This is a genomic window from Mesorhizobium sp. 131-2-1, assembly GCF_016756535.1.
Classification (GTDB): domain Bacteria; phylum Pseudomonadota; class Alphaproteobacteria; order Rhizobiales; family Rhizobiaceae; genus Mesorhizobium.
Genome location: NZ_AP023247.1, coordinates 303,858 through 319,921, shown reverse-complemented (window position 1 = coordinate 319,921; position 16,064 = coordinate 303,858). Strand labels below are relative to the sequence as shown.

Here is a 16,064-nt window from a genome sequence, read left to right as displayed (position 1 = left end):
CCGATCGACAACGTTTACCGTTAACACGAACGATAATCGTTGCCCATGGATAAGTCAAACGAAATTCGTTATGGTGTCGCAAATTCGTTGGGGAAATGCCTATGACACCGGATCAATGTCGAGCGGCGCGCGGTCTCGCCAATATCTCTCAGGAGGAACTCGCCAAAGCGGCGCGGGTTGGCCTTTCTACTGTCCGGAATTTCGAGGCAGGGCGCTCGGTCCCAGTAGCAAATAACCTGGCCGCTATGGTCAAGGCGATTGAGGACGCTGGAGTTATTCTCATTCCTGAGAACGGCGGCGGCGCCGGAGTGCGGTTGCGGAAGGGTGGCCAAGACGGTGCCGGCTGAGCGCTGCTTGCATTTGTACTCAACCGGCGCGATGCTGCCCCTGGGGGGGGCTTCAACATGCGCTATACTGGCCTATTACTAGCGCTCGTCGCCACGACTGCCGTAGCCAAGGATATCGCGACGATAGACCCTCTTGAATTCATGGTGTCTTGGCCGGATCTGGTCGGGCGCGATGTCGTAATCACCAAGGGTCGAGTGGTTGGCGCCAGCGACGGGATGATGCTTCTGTCCCTGCCGGGCGGAAACGTCACGCTCTTCCCACCATGGGTCGACCGTGCCGATCTGCGACCGCTCTTCGAACATTGCACTAGCCTCCTCACCGACGAGCGCTGCGACGTCGGGGTAGAAGGAACAGTCGGCAAGATGCTGATCGGGAATAGTCCGCAATTGAAGGGCGTCGACTTCCTGCTGACCGGCGAGGTCAGCGGCGCACACGCTATGAAGATTTCGCGCGAGCAGTGCGAGCTTGTCCGCGCCCAATTGATCAGAGACGCAACGAACCTCAAGAACTACCAAGAGGCGATGAAGCGAGCCCAACTCGCCATGCTTGACCTCGCTGCTTTGAACTATCAGCTGCAGCACCTTGGTGGCGAACACGACGTCAGCCCCATTACCGACAGAGTGCAAAAGGCCATCGACGAAGTCTCAGGTGCGACCAAATCCGCCCTTGCGACCACTGACCATTCACCTGGGGGCGCCACCGCCTTCATGGATGTCTGCGGACCGCCGCCGAATTAGATCCCGCTTTGCTACAATCGGGCGGCCACCAGCGCGGCCGTTCAAGGATTTAGGTGATCATGACCACGAGAACGGCTGCTGAATCGCGAGCGGACTATGAACAGGTGATGGGCGTCGAGCTTGGCGGGATCTATGCCGAACTCGTACAGGAGCTCTGTTCGATCTACCTCGTATGGGGTCAGTACAGGATTCTGTTTGGCACCACGGAAGCCCGCGTCGATTTGCTGAACCAAGCGTCCGGTAGCTTCTTCCGTATCGTGCAGGACAGCCTATTCGATCGGGTCCTGCTCTCGATTTCGAGGATGACCGACCGACCGTCAATCGGACCTCATCAGACCCTTACTGTACAGCGCATCGCCGGTCTCATTCCCGACGCAGCGTTCGCCGACACTGTCCGGGCGAAGGTTGGTCTGGCTTTGAAAGCCGAAGAATTCTGCCGCGACTGGCGCAACAACAGGATCGGCCACAACAACCTTGAGCACCGGCTTAACCCGTCGGCGAAGCCGCTCAAGGATGCCACCAGGCTCAAGGTCGACGAGGCGCTCGCCGCGATCTCCAATGTGCTAAACGCCCTCTCCTCGCACTACCTCGATTCCGAAACAGCCTTTGAACATATTCTGCCCTTGCATCCTGACGCTGAGGGATTGCTCTACGTCATCCATGACGGCGTAAGGGCACAGGATGAACGGCGTAAGAAACTTGAGGTTGGCGACTTCAATATCGACGATTATCCCCACGGACTCTGACGCGGGTGGTCCCCTTGTACATCGCCGCAATCGCCGCCCTGATGCTCGCCAGCGCGGTTTGGCGTTACCGCCAGCGCGACATGATCGGCGCCATCGCTTGCCTGCTCATGGCGGTACTGGCGATCTGGGTGATGCTGCTGCCCGATTGACCGCTCGCCCGAAAGCGTCGGGTCCGCTGTCGACGGCTCCAAAGCGCAAACGTTGCGCAACTGGACACTTTCCGGGAGACAGCGGACTCAAACCAGGGCCAAGAGGGGGCAAGGCCCTTTATGATCCCTATGCGGGGATCATGGTGGTAACACCGGGCGAGTACAAAACGTTCCGTCGGCTGAAAGATATATCCTAGGCTCCGCTCCACGGCCGATTTGACTCGCTATTCCCTGACTAAAGCGTACTGAAGGAACGTCGCTGGCCAATTTGAACGGGCGCCTGGCGCTTGGAAGAGTCGATCACGCTTTCGCCCCCACGAAGGGATAAAGCGATTTCATTCGACGAACATCTCGATTCTGAGCAACTCGCAACGCTGGCAAAGGTTCTTAACGCCTATTGCGCAGAGGCAGGAATTCCCGAAGGCCATCCGGCATGGCAACACTTCGGCCGGCGCCTCATGAGCCTATTCCAGTCCGGGATACATCACCCCGACGAACTGACGTCCAAAATGAACACTGGCTATGACGATTGGCTGGGTGAGATCGGCGCTACCGGTCATTTCACTCCGCCAAAGACATCGGCCGCCGATCGCGTTGTAGGCGACAATCGCTTGCCAGGGTCAGACCTAAGAGGCAGGCCAGCCATAGCGAATAGAGTTCGGATTTAAGCGAAAGTCGGCTTCCAGTCGCGGTTCCGTTCCCTCTGCTGGCCGGCGTAGTCGGGAATGCACGTGAAGAACACCGGGCGGCGGTCGCGGCCCTCTGATTTGCATTTCGAGCAGCCGAAGAGCCTGACCAGGTCGTCGTGCATCGAGCCGTGGTCGGCGCCGAGCCTGTCGATCAGCGCTTGGATATCGAGCTTTGTCGAACGGCAGCACATCGGATGCGCGCAATTGACGTAGATGGTTTCACGGGCGGCCAGGGTATCGGCGAGGGTCTTTTGGGTCATGGCGATCTCCGTTGAGGGGTCGCCGCACCAGAGGATTATATTCCTTGTCCAGCTGGTATTGGCAAGGCGCATAATGGATTTCGCCTGTTCGGAGCGCTGTCCGCGTCATTGTCCTCGATCTTGCCGGAAAGCTCGTCACGGGCGTTGCCATCGGCCTTGGAATAGCAGTTGGATTGGCGCTGGCGGGTTAGTTGCGCCGCTGGCTGTACAGTCCACCCCGTCTATATTCGCGGGGATCGATAAACTGCCCCGCCCACAAGTTCCGTTTGGCAATGCGGGCTTCGCGCTCTTCGGCGAGGTATCGAGGAGCTTGTCTGTCGGCGACCGCCAATCCGTGTTTCACCAGGTCGCGTCCGAGATCGATGCTTCCCACGAAGCAGACGCCGACATCGTTGTCGTAGCGGTCCTTGCCTTCGATGATGCAGGATACATCTCCTGAGGCAATGAGATGACGAACGTGGTCACGCGCATACCTGCCGCAGGGCCAGATCTTGCCAGCGGCATCAAAACACCCCTGCAGAAGTTCGGGGGCATCGATACCGACCAGCTGAACTTGCTCCTTGTTATGCCACAGCGTGTCGCCGTCATTAGCAAACCAATGCTCTCCTGCGGACACGGTGCCACAGGTGAGCATGAAGGCAAGAGCGAGGGTCAACCTGCACATGGCCGAGCAATGTGGACCGTTTCGAAATTTTTCCGCAATCATCACACCATACGCCCTATGAGGCTGCCTAGCCAATAACGGGGGTCACCGGGAAGGAAGGCGAGTTCATCCGGTGGAACGGGACGGGTCCGGTCAGGTAGGATTCGCTATGGCGGCCACGGCCAGTTAAGGCGCAACCGACATAAGGCAGCCGTCACTCCTCTCGAAAATCCTGCAGCGAGGCGTGGCGCAGGTCATCCTCGCCCCGCAGGTGCTTCACACGGCCGATCAGGCCCGGCTTGACCCACTGCGTCGCCGGCCGCTTCATGCCCTTCGGCGCCGTCCCCTGCTGCTCCTGGACACGCTGCCAGAGCCGTTCGCGCATTTCCCTGTTCAACGTGATGAAAGCCGAGCCGACATAGCGCCCTGTGCCTCGCTCGGCCATCAGGGCAAAGGCAGGCTTGCCGGCCTCACGTTCGACGCCAAGAAGCTCGTACTCGTCGATCGTGAACGTCTTCGCCTTCAGCCAGGCCGTCGAGTTGCCACTCCGGTATTTGCTGTCTCGCCGCTTCGACACCATGCCTTCGAGCCCAGCCTGATCGACCAGATGAAAGATCGCTTTGGCATCGCCCGGCAAAGCCTGACTGAATTGGATGCGGCCACCTTCCGGAATCATCTCGGCTAGGATCTCGCGACGGTCTTCCAGGGTCATGTCGCGTAGGTCGTGGCCATTTAGGTGCAGGAGGTCGAAGGCGACGAAATACAGATCGTGTTGCCGACTGGTGATCGCCTTGCGCAGCGCCTTGAAGTCGGACAGGCCGGCATCGTTCAGAACGATGATCTCGCCGTCAATGATGGCGCTCTCAACGTCTAGCTCGGCTGCTGCTTTGGCGAGGTCACGGAATTTCGATGTCCAGTCGAGACCGCGCCTTGTGAAGATGCGCGTTCCTTCGGCATCCCTGACGATCTGGGAGCGGTAGCCGTCGAACTTCACCTCATGCAGCCAGCCATCGCCGTCAGGCGGCTTGTCCACCAGTGTCGGCATAAGCGGCTCGATGAATTCCAACCGGACCCGGCCGGCAGGCTTACGCATGGAACGCCCCGCAACATCGAATTTGATTCAATATCGCACGGTCGTTTGCGTTCCGTTAGCGGTTGCTAAAAAGCCCGCCGACCGCAGCCGGCGGGAGGGTCTACTGTGCCACCAGAGGTACGATCTGGCGAATAATCAACGGCTCGACGCGGCTTTTGTTTCAGCAATCGCTAGAATGCGAAACCCGCCGCCAATGACATGGCAGCGGGCCGTTCACAAGGGACCGGAAGGATGGAGGGGCCATGCAATCCGGTCGGCATTTCCAACGGGACGCGCGAGTGTTTGTTCCGAGACATTTTAGCAAAATTGAATATTCCAATGAACGGCCTATGATTTGCCAGCCGGCAGATCATTCGATCTGCCCGATTTATCGAGGGAGGATGTCATATGCCAACGTTCATAGTCACAGGCTGCTATTCAGCCACGGCAGCGATGGGAATGATTGACAATCCATCGAACCGAGAAAAGGCAGCCCGTGCCATCTTTGAAGCAGCAGGCGGGAAACTACATACTTTCTACGTCACGACGGGCGAAACTGACTGGCTGGCAATTACGGAATTCGACGACGGTGTTGACCTGCTCCCCGCACTTCTCGTCGTCGGCGCATCGGGAGCGGTAACGAATGTCAAAACCGTGCGAGCATACACGAGCGCGGAATTCAAGGCGGCCCAAGAGAAGGCGGGCAAAATCGCTTCCTCCTACAGATCCCCAGCAAGATAGGCAGACCACTGGTTGAAACATCTCTGGCAGCGGATCGAACCTCCGCTGCCAGAACCGGCTCCGGCCGTCATCTTCGCGTCGATCAGCCTGGAATTGAAAAACCTCGCCGCCCCATTCGCGGAGCGGCGAGGCCCCCCTGCGCCCCAAGTGCCGGTCCCAACACCCGGCGTAGCTGGCCATGCAATTGCGGTGCCAGCAGCAAATGACCCATTGTGGGGCAGGTTGTCGCCGATGGTCTCGGCGCACTCTTGCGGGTGATCCTAGAGATCCCGGAACATCAACGGTGAGGTGCGGTCAACCGGCACTGTCCCCGCGTCCTCGGCTTCCGATCGCCTGACTATGAGGCGAACGACAAGGCCGACGTAGCCGACCTGCAGGACGACCATGGCAAAGACTGCCCAGCCGAACGCCGTCCAGATTGAACCGGCTTCCATGTAGGCCCAGATCGCCACGACGATTGTCGTGGCAGACATCCCGACCAGAAATTGCGGAAAATACATGCTCTTTTCCCCGGCCTATCTCAAACCACCGGGTTCGAGAATCGGCGCCACTTTGCCCAAAGTTCCCGCTTCACCGTTTCACTAAATTAGCAAATGCGCAAATCGCTGGGGTTCGAATGCGGGTGCATCACGACGTCGCGTCGCCTAACGTCGCTTACCGGGGGAAAACGTCCGCGCGGGGTTCTGTTGCAGAGTTGCTAATACTACGGTCGTCCCAGCCGGCTTGCCCACCCCCAAAGCCCCAAGCCGGTCAGGCCCGGCGGTCAATACCCCAACAGGCTGCTGGGCCGCTCTGTAAGCTCGCGATCGCGCATCAAATCACCCCAGATTTAGCGGATCGATCTCTCATTGCGCGCGGTTGCTTTTGTGGTTGTCCGCTTGATACCAGAGCATGACGCCGGCAATGGCCGCTGGCGTGTCGCAGACGCTTTGGTCAATGGATGATCTGTGCGAGAAGATGGACGCCGTTGCGCCGAAGCCCGGCAGGCGCGGGCCGTACAGGAAGGCGGCACAGGCCTAAAAAGACTGACCCCGGGAGCATGCTTTGCAGCAGAGGCCGGCCCGGGGTATACGCTGGTACATATATAGAACTTCACGTTAAGGACAAGTGAACAATTTGCGAACGCCCGCAATAAACACGTCACTCGAACGTACGATCACACGTGACAGGCTGACCAAGTACCTAGCTGCGACAGGCAACAATCTGGACGCATCGCTGACCTTGTACGAACGAAATACGCGCCTGTCAGAAGCGATGTACGCGCCATTGCAGAGCCTAGAGGTATGTATCAGGAACTGCATTAGCCATGAAATGGGGCTTGCGTATGGCGCAGACTGGTTAACCAACGGAACGCCACCCCTAGCGCCGAACGCGCGGAAAATGATTGCAGATGCAATAAGTGAGTGTGGTGCTGGGTATACGATCAGCGATTTGGTTGCTGAATTGAAGTTCTCATTTTGGGTAGGCCTCACTGGCCCCGGCTACGATGCCACCCTTTGGCGCACAGTCATCCACAAAGCCTTTAGGGCCCAAGGCGGTAAGAAACGCACGAGGGTGAACGGGCGGCTTAACGCGCTGCGCCGATTCCGGAATCGCGTAGCACACCACGAGCCCATATTCTCTTCAGCTAATCTACTGCATGCTGAGTGTTTGGAGGCTATAGGCTGGATGTGCGCCGACACTTGCGCGTGGGCCACACATCATTCGCGGTTCCCCGCAGTTTATGCCGCTCCCTGAATTTCAAACTGAGACACTGCCCAGGTTCCCCAGTGCGTCTGTTCCCGGCTGTTTTCAGACGGAGACGGCTCTTGCAGAGGAAAGAAGGCAGCCAGAAACTTTCTGCAGCTAGACATGCGGAAAACCCTTTCGAGTGCACCTCAAACATCCGCAATCGTCTCCCTAGCCATCGCCAACAGTAGGGACAGAGTCCGCCTTGCCGTGATGGCTTCACAGGTGAACCGCCCATGTTTGTAGAGGCCGTGCGCCGGTCCTCTAGGCGCACCAGCTCGGGCCCCATGAAAACGGCAAACCCGCTTGCCTCGCTCTGCCGGCGCTTTGCACCTGACACCAGTTCGCTTGCTCGTGGCTTGGCATCGGGGAGCGGCGTGCGCCCTGTCCATGGGATTATCAGCCATTTTCGCCCGGCCCCCCACCCCCTTGGGCCACAGTTCCGACGATAGCTTGGCCGCCTCTCTCGACCGTCACGCGCTCGACCACCACCCGCTGTTCGCCTTTAGACCGATAGCGCTTTAGGGCCTCAACCTGGGCTACAAATGTCCGGGTGAGCCGGTTAAGTGCCCTCTCGTATCCTTCCTTCACTACCTCGGTTTTGGCGCCACCCATGCTTGCGGCCGTGTTGACGGTAGCGATGTGAATCGCGGCCATCTGGACAGCCAGGGTTGTCTCTAGCTGGTCCCTCGGTTTCATGCCGACAACCATCGACAGGGCGTAGTTCATATTCTGCTCGCTGACCGTGCCCCCGCGCTGCGTGACCATGCCCAAAGCATCGAGGGTGCCCGTCAGAAATGCCTCGCTGTCTGCCGCAAGGGACTCGGACAGCAATTCAAAGCCCAATTTCGGATCTGGGTGATTAATCGAAATGGAGGCAACGGTTTTGCCGTCGCTCTTACTCATAGCGATCGCCATTGTCGGTGTCGGCCGCGCCTGATGGGTACGCTTTCGATAGGCCTTCTGAACAGCTAGCTCTCGCTCAGTGGGCTCGTATGGCTTCGCGACATCGGTGTTCGGCTTTTTGGGCATCGGGACTACAGCCATTCAGTGCACCGTGCCGTCTGTAGCCTCGGCAGCAGCAGATAGAGCCAGGCTCTTGTCCACTACCTTGCCTAGATCGCCGACTGCATAGTTGGCGTAAATCTGGCCGAGTTCGTGAAGTTCTTGAGCCCATTCGTGGTCATTCAAGCCGCGGGCCTTTTCTGCCGCTGCATGTAGTCCATGCGAGGCCGCGAGGTAACAGAAGATGGTTTCTAGTGTTGGTCCCTCGTCCTCATTGCGGGCTTGCGCCATGCGATCCATGAAGAGTGCCTTGGATATGGAACTGTCCGGATCCGGCCTGCGAGCAAAGCCATTCACAACCTCCTCGGAGAAGGTGTCGAGCCATTCGAACACTGGCGTCATGCGCAAGCCCTTTCGTCTCTAGTACAAACCACCTACGCCCGTATCGATCGCATTGGCGGCACCAGGAGAAAGTCCGCGCATGCCCCCCGCAACGCCACCGGGAGCGGGACCGGAAGGCTTGCTGGGGAAGCCTCCCCCGCTGACCGCATTGGCCACCCTCATTGGCCCATCGAAGGTATCGACAATGTGCGTTCCGACAGAGCTGTTGTTGCCGCCAAGAAGCCCGGTGAGAGCTGGCTTGCCCTGTGCGACGTTCTTGCCGATCAGGCCGCCCAGCATTGCGCCGAGAGGCCCGAGCGCATAGCCACCGATAGCCGCGCCGGTCACCATTCCCGTTGCAGACTTCGCCTTTGGCCCGAACAGACCGCCAGTTGACGGATTGGTTGCAATGCCCGGCTGACTGAGCGGTCCTGCGATCTGCTGCGAAGGGATACCCCCGAGCGCTGCCATTTGCGTGCCGTCCGGTGCCGTCGCCGTGACAGCGCCAAACTTGTTGGTCGTGTAGGTTGGCCCGAACGATGTTGCCCGTGAAACAGTCGTGCCGGGCGTAGAGGTCTGCGCCGTTCCTACAGCGCCACCGTAGACATCGGCCGGAGAAAGTGCCGGACGGGCCGGCGCAAGGCTCTGGCGGCTTACTGACTGCGCGGGCGGGGCAACGCGGGCTGGCACAGCCGCTGGAACCGATGCGGGAACGGCAGCGGGAAGCGTAGGGGCGATTGCGGGACGTGTCGGGGCAGTCGGCATGCCGATGGATGGCGCAGGAGCCACGGCAGGCTTGGCAATGTCCATCTTCACGTTGGCGGCAGGATCGACGCTGAAGATTCCCTTCGGACCGCTGTAGGCGAAGTTATCTGGCCGAGTAGGAGACGGTGGCGAGGCAGACGGCGCTACGGCACCCGGAATGCCCATACGGTCGGCGATGCTCGCCCGTTCGTCTTGGCTGGTGAAATTGCCGGCGTTCGGCGCGTTCTTGTAGCTTCCGGTATTCGACTTCTCGTCCTGGCTGGTGAAGCCTGAGACTGACGGCCTTGACGGCGCGGAGACAGTATTCATGCCGCGCGGTGTGCCCAATCCGCTAAAGGCGGTTCGGCTCGGAGCAACCGGCCCAAGCGGCGAGCGCGAGACATGGCCGATTGGCGAGGCCACCTGAGTATCGACGGAAAACAATCCCTTCGGGCCGCCAAAGCTGAAATTGTCCGGACGAACAGAGCCGAGAGCCTGTTGGCTGTTTCGGCCATATGGTGTCGGTGCCGTGTTGGGCGTCCGTGGCGAAACCGTGTCCAGCGTATCGGTCAGATTGCCGTTTGCGTCGTACGCCAGGGCGCCGGTGTTGCCCTCCACCGCATGCATAGCTCCCAAGACAGCCGTCTGCTTGCTGGCCGGGATATCTTTCATTTTGGTGTTAAGTGAAACACCAGAGGCGGCGGCGACAGCTGCGGCATAAGCGGCGGTATTATTCTCAAAAGACGGCGCATAGGCAGCGATGGCCTGTCCCAGCGTCAGATTTGCATATTGGTTGTTGTCGAAAAGAAGGTGCGCCTGGGCTTGCAGGCCCAGCTTTCTGGAGCCAAAAACTGCAAAGCGCCCATCGTCCCCGATCGCGCCATAGGCATCTTCCCAGCCATGATATTCGAGATTGCCGGGATTGTTGTTTCGGGTGGCACGGTCGCCGTATACCGTCTTGGTGCCGGTCGGCGTCGTTACTTTCGTCCAGCCAGGGCCAGCCGCAACAACGTTGCCATAGGTCAATGTTGCCATTGTAAAGCCTCAAACTGAGCATTATTTTGAAGACCGGAGGTTTTCATGCGCGCTCTTCTGGTTGCTTCTCTCTCTGTCTGGTCATTGAACAGCTTTGCTTTTGATGGGCCGAAGGTAGCGAAAGAATTCGATGCGGCCTTTGACACATGCCGAATGGTCCAGACTCGCGACGGAAGAGACCTTTCGAAACCAGAGTGGGACAGGATTTGCGCCAAGCGCGATCGGCTAGCCGCCAGCCTAAAAGCCCATCATTACTGCTGGAACAATTCCGAATACGAATGGGCTCTTTGTAAAAAGTGAAACAGATCGACCACGACCCGTACGAGCACTCCCGAAACATTGTTCCCTTGGTCGAGATCTTCATCTGTGCCCTTTTCATTGGTCTGATCGGATGGGTGAAGGCCCTTTATGCCCATGATTTCGGTAACTGGCTCATTTCCCTGTTTGGCTACTGATTTCGCATCACCACGGAATGCGTGCCGGCATAGCCCGCAACCGTGAGCGCGCGGGCGAGTGCGACCTTCTTCGACTCTGCAAGCAATTGAACCGCGTTCTTGATGACCGGAAGCGTTGATTTGTCTCCACCTTGGGCGATGAGATTGACCAGCTCGCCGACACTTTTGCGGGACAGGTATTCGGCCGTCTTTTTCGCTCCGTAGCCGGCAACCATGGCCGGGATAGCAGTAGCTGGCGCCGCGATAGTTCCCGCCCCGCCGATCGCCAGCATCAGGCCGTTGCCTTGCGGGGAGAGCTTGCCGGCCAGGCGCAAGGCATTCTGCGTCTTGGAGCCGAGAACGGCCTTGCGTGCGGCGGCCTGCTCATCGGCAGTAAGGCCGCGCCGCATGCTCGGATTGGTCAGCAGCCGCTTTAGCTGTTGACGGGTCGCGTTCTCGACATTTCCGCCAGCCCCTGTCGAGCCGGCATTCAAGCCAGCCCGGTCAAGCAGCTCATTGACGATCTCAAGTTTCTTGCCGCTCGACCAGAACTTGCGCGCATCCTGGAGGGCAAAAGCCCCGGCTTTGGCATCACCCATCATGACATGTGATGGATCTGCCTTCGTCACCAGTTCGTCTATGCGGCTGATGATTTGCGTTAGAGCTACATTGTTCGATTTGTTTCCGGGGATGAACCCATTCGAAGCCACCTTCCGGAGGGTGTCCAAACCTTTCAGCGTGACATTGCCCTGCATCGCTTCCAGCCGCCTGATGACTGGCATAACACCAGGCTCATTAACCGGATCAAAGGCGCGCTCCGTGAGGTCTTTGATGATATTGGACCTAAGCGCGTTGACGCCTTCGTTATTGAAGGCAACGCCCGCCTGGTCGGCGCGCTCATAGGCCGCCTTAGCTGCAGCGGTTAGATCGTCCACACCCATTACAGCCGGCTTGGGGTTGAACCAGCCCGCCACGCGGTCTACGGCCCCGGAAACGCCCTTTGCCGCCACGGGCATAATGCCGCCAAGACCGGCGCCGATCGCTGTAGACCCGGCGATGTCGCCAAGGTCGCCACCGCGCGCTGCCGTGTCGGCGCCGCTGATGGTGCCATTGGTCAACGCGGATGCTCCCATGCGGGCCGGCAAAGACATGCCGGGAGCAAGGCCGAAGGCTTTTGCGCCAAGGGACGTTGCGGCCAGCGGCGCCGTGGCAATAGCCGCGCCAGCCATATTCCCGGCCAAATGAGCATAAGGATGCGCCGCGCGACCGGCGTCGCGCATGGCCTGCATATCGTTTTTGACATCCGAGAAACGCTGTCCCGAAAACAATGCACCGAGACCGGCCGAGGCATTCAAAACGCCCTTGTCGAGCACGCCGCCGATGATCGGCACGCCTTCAGCACCAGATGCCATGAGGGTGCCCGTCGAGCCCATGAGGTCAGGACCACGGAATTCCGGAGCGATGGACGAAGACTGAGGACCGCCATTCGCCATGACGGCCTTCGCGCGCTCAATGCCGGCTTTCGCGCGGGCGTCAGCATCGGCGATCGCACTTGCCTTGAAATTCCGCACGTCATCAACCGTCACGCCTTCGCTGGCGATATAGCCGTCAATGTCCTGCTCTGGCGCGCCCTGGGCGGCCATCTTGGCGACATTGGACTTGATGCGGGCGAGGTCGGGCATGATGATCACCGGCTGTCCCGTCTCATAATTAAGGCGTCCCATGTCACGCCACCCGGTACTGAGCCGCTTCCTGTGCGGCCTGCCGAACGTATTCCGAAAGCGTCACACCACGCCGCATGGCAGCGATGCGCAGCATTCGCTTTTCCTCGGGTGAAACCCTGAGTCTGATATTTTCAGCCATCGCAGCGCCTAGACGCATGGGCGGAGCCTCCGAGTTGGTAATCGCCGACCAAATCATTGAGGCACAGGCTACCAACGGCAGAGCGAGCGCGGCATTCCAAATAATCAAGATAACCGGCATTGAGCGGCTCGGCGCCGGCCCCGAACCCGTTGTGTCCCGCGCGGGCCTATTCTTTCGATGACGGCACGTCATCCATCTGGCGCTGCCACTCTTTGCGTTGGTCCTCTGACATCAGATCCCAGGCAACGATAGCCGCGATGACGTGCTTCGGGATGCCGCTTTGCCAATGGCCGCGAAGCTGTCGGGAAATGGTCATCTCAGGACGGCCGAGCAGCTTTGCCAAGGCTCGCTGAGTAAGCCCCGCGTCCTTTGCCCGCTTCTGCCACGGATGATTCTCCATGCCTTCGGTCGGTAGCAAAGGACTTGACGCTACGTCTACTCACCCTTGTTGCGATTAGTCGCTACGTATATTTATACGTCACGACTATTTTTCGGATAGAAGGGTATCGAGGTGAGAGTCGGCAGCGGCGCACGCGGGCATATGTTGGCTTTGTTTCTTTCGGCGTCTTTGGTTTGTCCGGCGTTGGCCGGAAAAAACGGCCCTGAATGGAACCCGCCATCTCGTTTCGACCATCCGTACAGAGGCGAACTGAATATCAGACGCCTGCCGCGACCGTCTGTTGTGACTGCGTGTCGAATCCTCTTTGCAAAGTACAAGATCCGAGCTGCGGCGAGCCCGAGGCAGCGCGGCTGTTCGGCCATCACCTCGGCGAATACCTGCACCGTCATTATCGCAACAAAGCCGATTCTCCGGGCGACACCGAAGGCGGTACTTCGACATGAGATCGGGCATTGCAACGGGTGGCCGGCAAGCCATCCAGATTAACTCTGAGTGTAAGATCGGCCCTGGAATCCGCGCGCGGCGTTAGTGGTCCATGAGGCAGAAATGGCGCGGGCCGTCTCTGCAGCCAAGCCTCTATCAAACCCAACCTTGAATTCCGCCGTCCCGACAGTAAGCGTCGCTCTTTGTGTGACGCCAACCAGGGACGCTGTATTGGTGTTGCTATGCCCCTCATTCACAATCAGGATCCCGTGCCCTGGGATGTCGATGGTGTTGCTGGAGGATGTGCCCCCGCTACCGCCAAAAGCCTGTGAAGCCTGAGCAAATGCGGTAGTCGAAATCCCCGGTACGCTAAGAAGGATAAGGCCGGAAGCATTGGCAGATTGCCCGCTCCATGTCACGACGACATCGCCGGACGGTCCGGCGGGCACCGCTGCTGCAAAAATGCCAGTCCCAATACACGGGCCGCCGGCCAAGAACTCGCCGTTGTCGTTCCCCACCGCCGACGTGCCACCTATAGTGACCGCAGAGACATTCATGCCTGAGGCGGCATTGCCCCTTAAGCAAGTGCAGGCGATAAGCACTCGTCCAGAGAATTCCGGACCAAAGCTCAACCCTGAAAAAGTATGGGGACTACTCCCGCCGGCATCTGCGATCGAGGCCACAACTACAATGTCGGTGGGAGAAAGGCCCGCCATTATCCCAGCCATACCTGGTAACATCAGTTTTCTCCTTCAATCATCGAGACACTCTACCGGGGGTGCTCCTCACTCGGCATTCCAAATAACCGGAAAGTTCGGCGCCGCCTGCATGTCCTCCTTGGCGGCCCGATAGATCGCCAGCGCATCGGCGTTTCCCGACATCACAATCGCAAGGCCGATCGGATCCACCTTCCAAGGGGCTTTCAGATGCAATTGGCGGCCGATTCCGTGACGCTTGCACCAATTGACAACGGTCTCAGGAGAGACGCCGGCAATGAAAGCGGCATCCTTTAGCCGGAGCCATTTCCCGCTGACGGGATGGCCAGAAAGGGCGCCGTCTTTCATAGCCGCGCCCACCCATGCGTCTACGACATCGAAGACGCTGGGAGAGATTGGGCAAGGAGCGTCTGCCGGAGCTTGGCACACTGCCCGCCTCACCGTTCCGTCGCTGTTTTCAGTGGGGCAAGCCTGCAAGTTTCCAGCATCGGATCTGGGCTCCTTTTTCAGCGGAAAGAACGGACGTGCTCTAGCCTCTTTTTCCAAGCGAACCTCTAAGGTCTCTTTTTCGGTTTTTGGTATCGGTATGGTTTCAATCTCCGTTTCGGTCTCCGTCTCCGTCTCCGTGTATCGATTGTCATTCGATACCCTATCCATGGCCTATCGAACTCCGCGGTAGATACGGGCATCAGGATCGCCGCGCTGCATAAGGCGAGTGCTCAGAAGGCGGCTTTCGCTGTTGGCTGCTGATGGCCTGTCGGCGGCTTTCTCAGCCTCGCCAGCCTCGTATGCGGCGTGGCCGAGATCGGTGTCCGCAAAGTCGGCGTTCACCTTCTCGCGGAGCATCTCGCTCTCGATCTTATAGATCTGGCTCTGGATGGCCTTGGCATATTTCCAGGAGCCTTTTGAGTTATGCCTGAACCACCGATCGATATAGATCTCGTTGGTCTCCGGGTCGGTGATGATGAGCCCGGCACCCTCCAGGTCGGCGAGGCAGGTAAGATACTTCGCCTCGGGCCAGCCCGGCCCAAGGTCTGCGCAGGCATAGCCCGGCCGGATCTGAGAGCAGCCGCAACTTGTTTGGTGCGGACTGGTGAGCAGATAGAAGAACAGGGCGCGCCCGCTGTCATCGAGAGCCAGGAAGCGCCTGGAGCTGTGAAGCCCAGGCGCAACCATCGTGAAATTGCGAGTATTGCTCATTCGGCGAGTTCCCCGCCTGCGGCGAACTCTCCAAAGTGATGTAACTCGGCTTGCCGGCGCGCTGATATCGCCTCTTCCTTGTCGGAAAATCGACCGAGGCTGATGCAACGGTTGTCCAAGCCGATATACGCTTCCCAGCGCTGAATGCTGGTTACGAAGGTGACGCCCACCGCGCCGCTAGAATTGGCCTTGCCGGGGCGCCGGTTCCTTGAGTTCTGAAGGTGCGTCGCTTCGCGAAGGTTCTTCCATCGATTATCGGCCCTCATTCCGTTGCGATGGTCGAGCAAATGTTTCGGCCACTTCCCGGTTTGCATCAGCCAGATGACGCGATGCGCCCGGTATAGCCGGCAATCAATCTCCACCTGTGTGTAGCCATCGGCAGTGCGAGTGCCTGCCAATGCCCCGCGACGGCACCCACGTGCTACACGCCAATTGAGGGATCCAGTCTCGGGATCGTAGATAAGCAGCTCGCGCGCACGTTCCGCCGTGAGTGCCGGGAGCCTTTCCCGATATTGGGCAATGGTTTTCTTAGCCATCAGCGCGGCCCGCCAATACGTGCCAACTCGCAGACGAGCTTGGCAATGTGCAGGGGCAAACGGTGTTTGGCCGCGAGGATGAAGGCGGCGATTTCCGTTGCGGGCGATGCGGTGATTTGGTAGTTTTGGAGCTGTCCAGCTTCTATGACTACCGAGGCGCCGTTCCTGACGATTGAGCCCGTCAGGCGCGGCGTTTCGCTATGGAGATGCATGA

At 59.0% G+C, this 16,064-nt stretch carries 20 protein-coding genes and 1 pseudogene; 7 read left to right on the top strand and 14 right to left on the bottom strand.

Annotation, left to right across the window (positions count from 1 at the left end; all coding sequences use genetic code 11):
• The first annotated feature begins 101 nt into the window (after positions 1–101).
• The 4 genes from JG743_RS01490 to JG743_RS34535 are packed head-to-tail and all read left to right on the top strand — an operon-like array spanning position 102 to position 1,980.
• Complete coding sequence (locus JG743_RS01490) at positions 102–347, top strand: helix-turn-helix domain-containing protein (RefSeq protein WP_244673041.1); 246 nt, start codon at positions 102–104, stop codon at positions 345–347.
• A 57-nt stretch (positions 348–404) separates the two neighbouring features.
• Positions 405–1,085 carry a hypothetical protein gene (locus JG743_RS01485; protein ID WP_202297460.1) on the top strand — a complete coding sequence of 227 codons (681 nt, stop codon included), beginning with the start codon at positions 405–407 and terminating at the stop codon, positions 1,083–1,085.
• Between the two features lie 59 nt (positions 1,086–1,144).
• The gene (locus JG743_RS01480) at positions 1,145–1,831 is read left to right on the top strand and encodes an AbiU2 domain-containing protein (protein ID WP_202297458.1); all 687 of its coding nucleotides are present in this window, start codon (positions 1,145–1,147) and stop codon (positions 1,829–1,831) included.
• Positions 1,832–1,845: 14 nt separating this feature from the next.
• Positions 1,846–1,980 carry a hypothetical protein gene (locus JG743_RS34535; RefSeq protein WP_274608514.1) on the top strand — a complete coding sequence of 45 codons (135 nt, stop codon included), beginning with the start codon at positions 1,846–1,848 and terminating at the stop codon, positions 1,978–1,980.
• A gap of 664 nt (positions 1,981–2,644) precedes the next feature.
• Here the strand turns inward: JG743_RS34535 and JG743_RS01475 are convergent.
• The 3 genes from JG743_RS01475 to JG743_RS01465 all read right to left on the bottom strand — a co-directional run bounded on the left by JG743_RS01475 (position 2,645) and on the right by JG743_RS01465 (position 4,665).
• Positions 2,645–2,929, bottom strand: coding sequence for a hypothetical protein (locus JG743_RS01475; protein ID WP_202297456.1), 285 nt, complete (start codon positions 2,927–2,929; stop codon positions 2,645–2,647).
• Positions 2,930–3,116: 187 nt separating this feature from the next.
• On the bottom strand, positions 3,117–3,635 hold the full coding sequence (locus tag JG743_RS01470; protein WP_202297454.1) for a thermonuclease family protein: 519 nt from the start codon (positions 3,633–3,635) through the stop codon (positions 3,117–3,119).
• A gap of 151 nt (positions 3,636–3,786) precedes the next feature.
• On the bottom strand, positions 3,787–4,665 hold the full coding sequence (locus tag JG743_RS01465) for an ATP-dependent DNA ligase (protein ID WP_244673040.1): 879 nt from the start codon (positions 4,663–4,665) through the stop codon (positions 3,787–3,789).
• Positions 4,666–5,052: 387 nt separating this feature from the next.
• Here JG743_RS01465 and JG743_RS01460 point away from each other — a divergent pair, with 387 nt between their 5' ends.
• Entirely contained in the window at positions 5,053–5,385 is a 333-nt protein-coding gene (locus JG743_RS01460; protein WP_202297452.1) for a GYD domain-containing protein, read from the top strand.
• A 260-nt stretch (positions 5,386–5,645) separates the two neighbouring features.
• Here the strand turns inward: JG743_RS01460 and JG743_RS01455 are convergent, their stop codons facing one another.
• Positions 5,646–5,885, bottom strand: a complete 240-nt coding sequence (locus JG743_RS01455) for a hypothetical protein (protein WP_202297450.1) — start codon at positions 5,883–5,885, stop codon at positions 5,646–5,648.
• A gap of 391 nt (positions 5,886–6,276) precedes the next feature.
• On the opposite strand from JG743_RS01455, the pseudogene JG743_RS34765 reads away from it, so the two are divergent.
• Positions 6,277–6,405, top strand: a pseudogene (locus JG743_RS34765) (IS1 family transposase); the annotation flags it as partial.
• Between the two features lie 1,107 nt (positions 6,406–7,512).
• Here the strand turns inward: JG743_RS34765 and JG743_RS01445 are convergent.
• From JG743_RS01445 to JG743_RS01435, 3 genes are read right to left on the bottom strand one after another with little or no spacing between them, the layout of a single operon-like run.
• Entirely contained in the window at positions 7,513–8,160 is a 648-nt protein-coding gene (locus JG743_RS01445; protein ID WP_202297445.1) for a hypothetical protein, read from the bottom strand.
• On the bottom strand, positions 8,161–8,520 hold the full coding sequence (locus tag JG743_RS01440) for a hypothetical protein (RefSeq protein ID WP_202297443.1): 360 nt from the start codon (positions 8,518–8,520) through the stop codon (positions 8,161–8,163).
• 18 nt (positions 8,521–8,538) lie between these two features.
• Positions 8,539–10,278 (bottom strand): hypothetical protein, encoded by a 1,740-nt coding sequence (locus JG743_RS01435; RefSeq protein WP_202297441.1) that lies wholly within the window; start codon positions 10,276–10,278, stop codon positions 8,539–8,541.
• 45 nt (positions 10,279–10,323) lie between these two features.
• Here JG743_RS01435 and JG743_RS01430 point away from each other — a divergent pair, with 45 nt between their 5' ends.
• Entirely contained in the window at positions 10,324–10,578 is a 255-nt protein-coding gene (locus JG743_RS01430; RefSeq protein ID WP_202297439.1) for a hypothetical protein, read from the top strand.
• Between the two features lie 148 nt (positions 10,579–10,726).
• Here the strand turns inward: JG743_RS01430 and JG743_RS01425 are convergent, their stop codons facing one another.
• From JG743_RS01425 to JG743_RS01395, 7 genes are all read right to left on the bottom strand, one after another.
• The gene (locus JG743_RS01425; protein ID WP_202297437.1) at positions 10,727–12,436 is read right to left on the bottom strand and encodes a hypothetical protein; all 1,710 of its coding nucleotides are present in this window, start codon (positions 12,434–12,436) and stop codon (positions 10,727–10,729) included.
• Position 12,437: 1 nt separating this feature from the next.
• Entirely contained in the window at positions 12,438–12,575 is a 138-nt protein-coding gene (locus tag JG743_RS01420) for a plasmid mobilization protein (RefSeq protein WP_202297435.1), read from the bottom strand.
• A gap of 166 nt (positions 12,576–12,741) precedes the next feature.
• The gene (locus JG743_RS01415; protein ID WP_202297433.1) at positions 12,742–12,975 is read right to left on the bottom strand and encodes a helix-turn-helix domain-containing protein; all 234 of its coding nucleotides are present in this window, start codon (positions 12,973–12,975) and stop codon (positions 12,742–12,744) included.
• Between the two features lie 1,208 nt (positions 12,976–14,183).
• On the bottom strand, positions 14,184–14,771 hold the full coding sequence (locus JG743_RS01410; protein ID WP_202297431.1) for a hypothetical protein: 588 nt from the start codon (positions 14,769–14,771) through the stop codon (positions 14,184–14,186).
• Between the two features lie 3 nt (positions 14,772–14,774).
• Entirely contained in the window at positions 14,775–15,314 is a 540-nt protein-coding gene (locus JG743_RS01405; RefSeq protein WP_202297423.1) for a hypothetical protein, read from the bottom strand.
• A complete protein-coding gene (locus JG743_RS01400) occupies positions 15,311–15,850 on the bottom strand; it encodes an HNH endonuclease signature motif containing protein (RefSeq protein WP_202297421.1) in 540 nt (179 codons plus the stop codon). Before JG743_RS01400 ends, JG743_RS01405 begins: the two co-directional genes overlap by 4 nt.
• A complete protein-coding gene (locus JG743_RS01395) occupies positions 15,850–16,062 on the bottom strand; it encodes a hypothetical protein (protein WP_202297419.1) in 213 nt (70 codons plus the stop codon). Before JG743_RS01395 ends, JG743_RS01400 begins: the two co-directional genes overlap by 1 nt.
• Between the last annotated feature and the right edge of the window lie 2 nt (positions 16,063–16,064).

Bases quoted from the DNA above. Each gene is read 5' to 3' on its own strand.
- JG743_RS01490 (WP_244673041.1), top strand. From the start codon at position 102: ATGACACCGGATCAATGTCGAGCGGCGCGCGGTCTCGCCAATATCTCT.
- JG743_RS01485 (WP_202297460.1), top strand. From the start codon at position 405: ATGCGCTATACTGGCCTATTACTAGCGCTCGTCGCCACGACTGCCGTA.
- JG743_RS01480 (WP_202297458.1), top strand. From the start codon at position 1,145: ATGACCACGAGAACGGCTGCTGAATCGCGAGCGGACTATGAACAGGTG.
- JG743_RS01475 (WP_202297456.1), bottom strand. From the start codon at position 2,929: ATGACCCAAAAGACCCTCGCCGATACCCTGGCCGCCCGTGAAACCATC.
- JG743_RS01470 (WP_202297454.1), bottom strand. From the start codon at position 3,635: ATGATTGCGGAAAAATTTCGAAACGGTCCACATTGCTCGGCCATGTGC.
- JG743_RS01465 (WP_244673040.1), bottom strand. From the start codon at position 4,665: ATGCGTAAGCCTGCCGGCCGGGTCCGGTTGGAATTCATCGAGCCGCTT.
- JG743_RS01460 (WP_202297452.1), top strand. From the start codon at position 5,053: ATGCCAACGTTCATAGTCACAGGCTGCTATTCAGCCACGGCAGCGATG.
- JG743_RS01455 (WP_202297450.1), bottom strand. From the start codon at position 5,885: ATGTATTTTCCGCAATTTCTGGTCGGGATGTCTGCCACGACAATCGTC.
- JG743_RS01445 (WP_202297445.1), bottom strand. From the start codon at position 8,160: ATGGCTGTAGTCCCGATGCCCAAAAAGCCGAACACCGATGTCGCGAAG.
- JG743_RS01440 (WP_202297443.1), bottom strand. From the start codon at position 8,520: ATGACGCCAGTGTTCGAATGGCTCGACACCTTCTCCGAGGAGGTTGTG.
- JG743_RS01435 (WP_202297441.1), bottom strand. From the start codon at position 10,278: ATGGCAACATTGACCTATGGCAACGTTGTTGCGGCTGGCCCTGGCTGG.
- JG743_RS01430 (WP_202297439.1), top strand. From the start codon at position 10,324: ATGCGCGCTCTTCTGGTTGCTTCTCTCTCTGTCTGGTCATTGAACAGC.
- JG743_RS01425 (WP_202297437.1), bottom strand. From the start codon at position 12,436: ATGGGACGCCTTAATTATGAGACGGGACAGCCGGTGATCATCATGCCC.
- JG743_RS01420 (WP_202297435.1), bottom strand. From the start codon at position 12,575: ATGGCTGAAAATATCAGACTCAGGGTTTCACCCGAGGAAAAGCGAATG.
- JG743_RS01415 (WP_202297433.1), bottom strand. From the start codon at position 12,975: ATGGAGAATCATCCGTGGCAGAAGCGGGCAAAGGACGCGGGGCTTACT.
- JG743_RS01410 (WP_202297431.1), bottom strand. From the start codon at position 14,771: ATGGATAGGGTATCGAATGACAATCGATACACGGAGACGGAGACGGAG.
- JG743_RS01405 (WP_202297423.1), bottom strand. From the start codon at position 15,314: ATGAGCAATACTCGCAATTTCACGATGGTTGCGCCTGGGCTTCACAGC.
- JG743_RS01400 (WP_202297421.1), bottom strand. From the start codon at position 15,850: ATGGCTAAGAAAACCATTGCCCAATATCGGGAAAGGCTCCCGGCACTC.
- JG743_RS01395 (WP_202297419.1), bottom strand. From the start codon at position 16,062: ATGCATCTCCATAGCGAAACGCCGCGCCTGACGGGCTCAATCGTCAGG.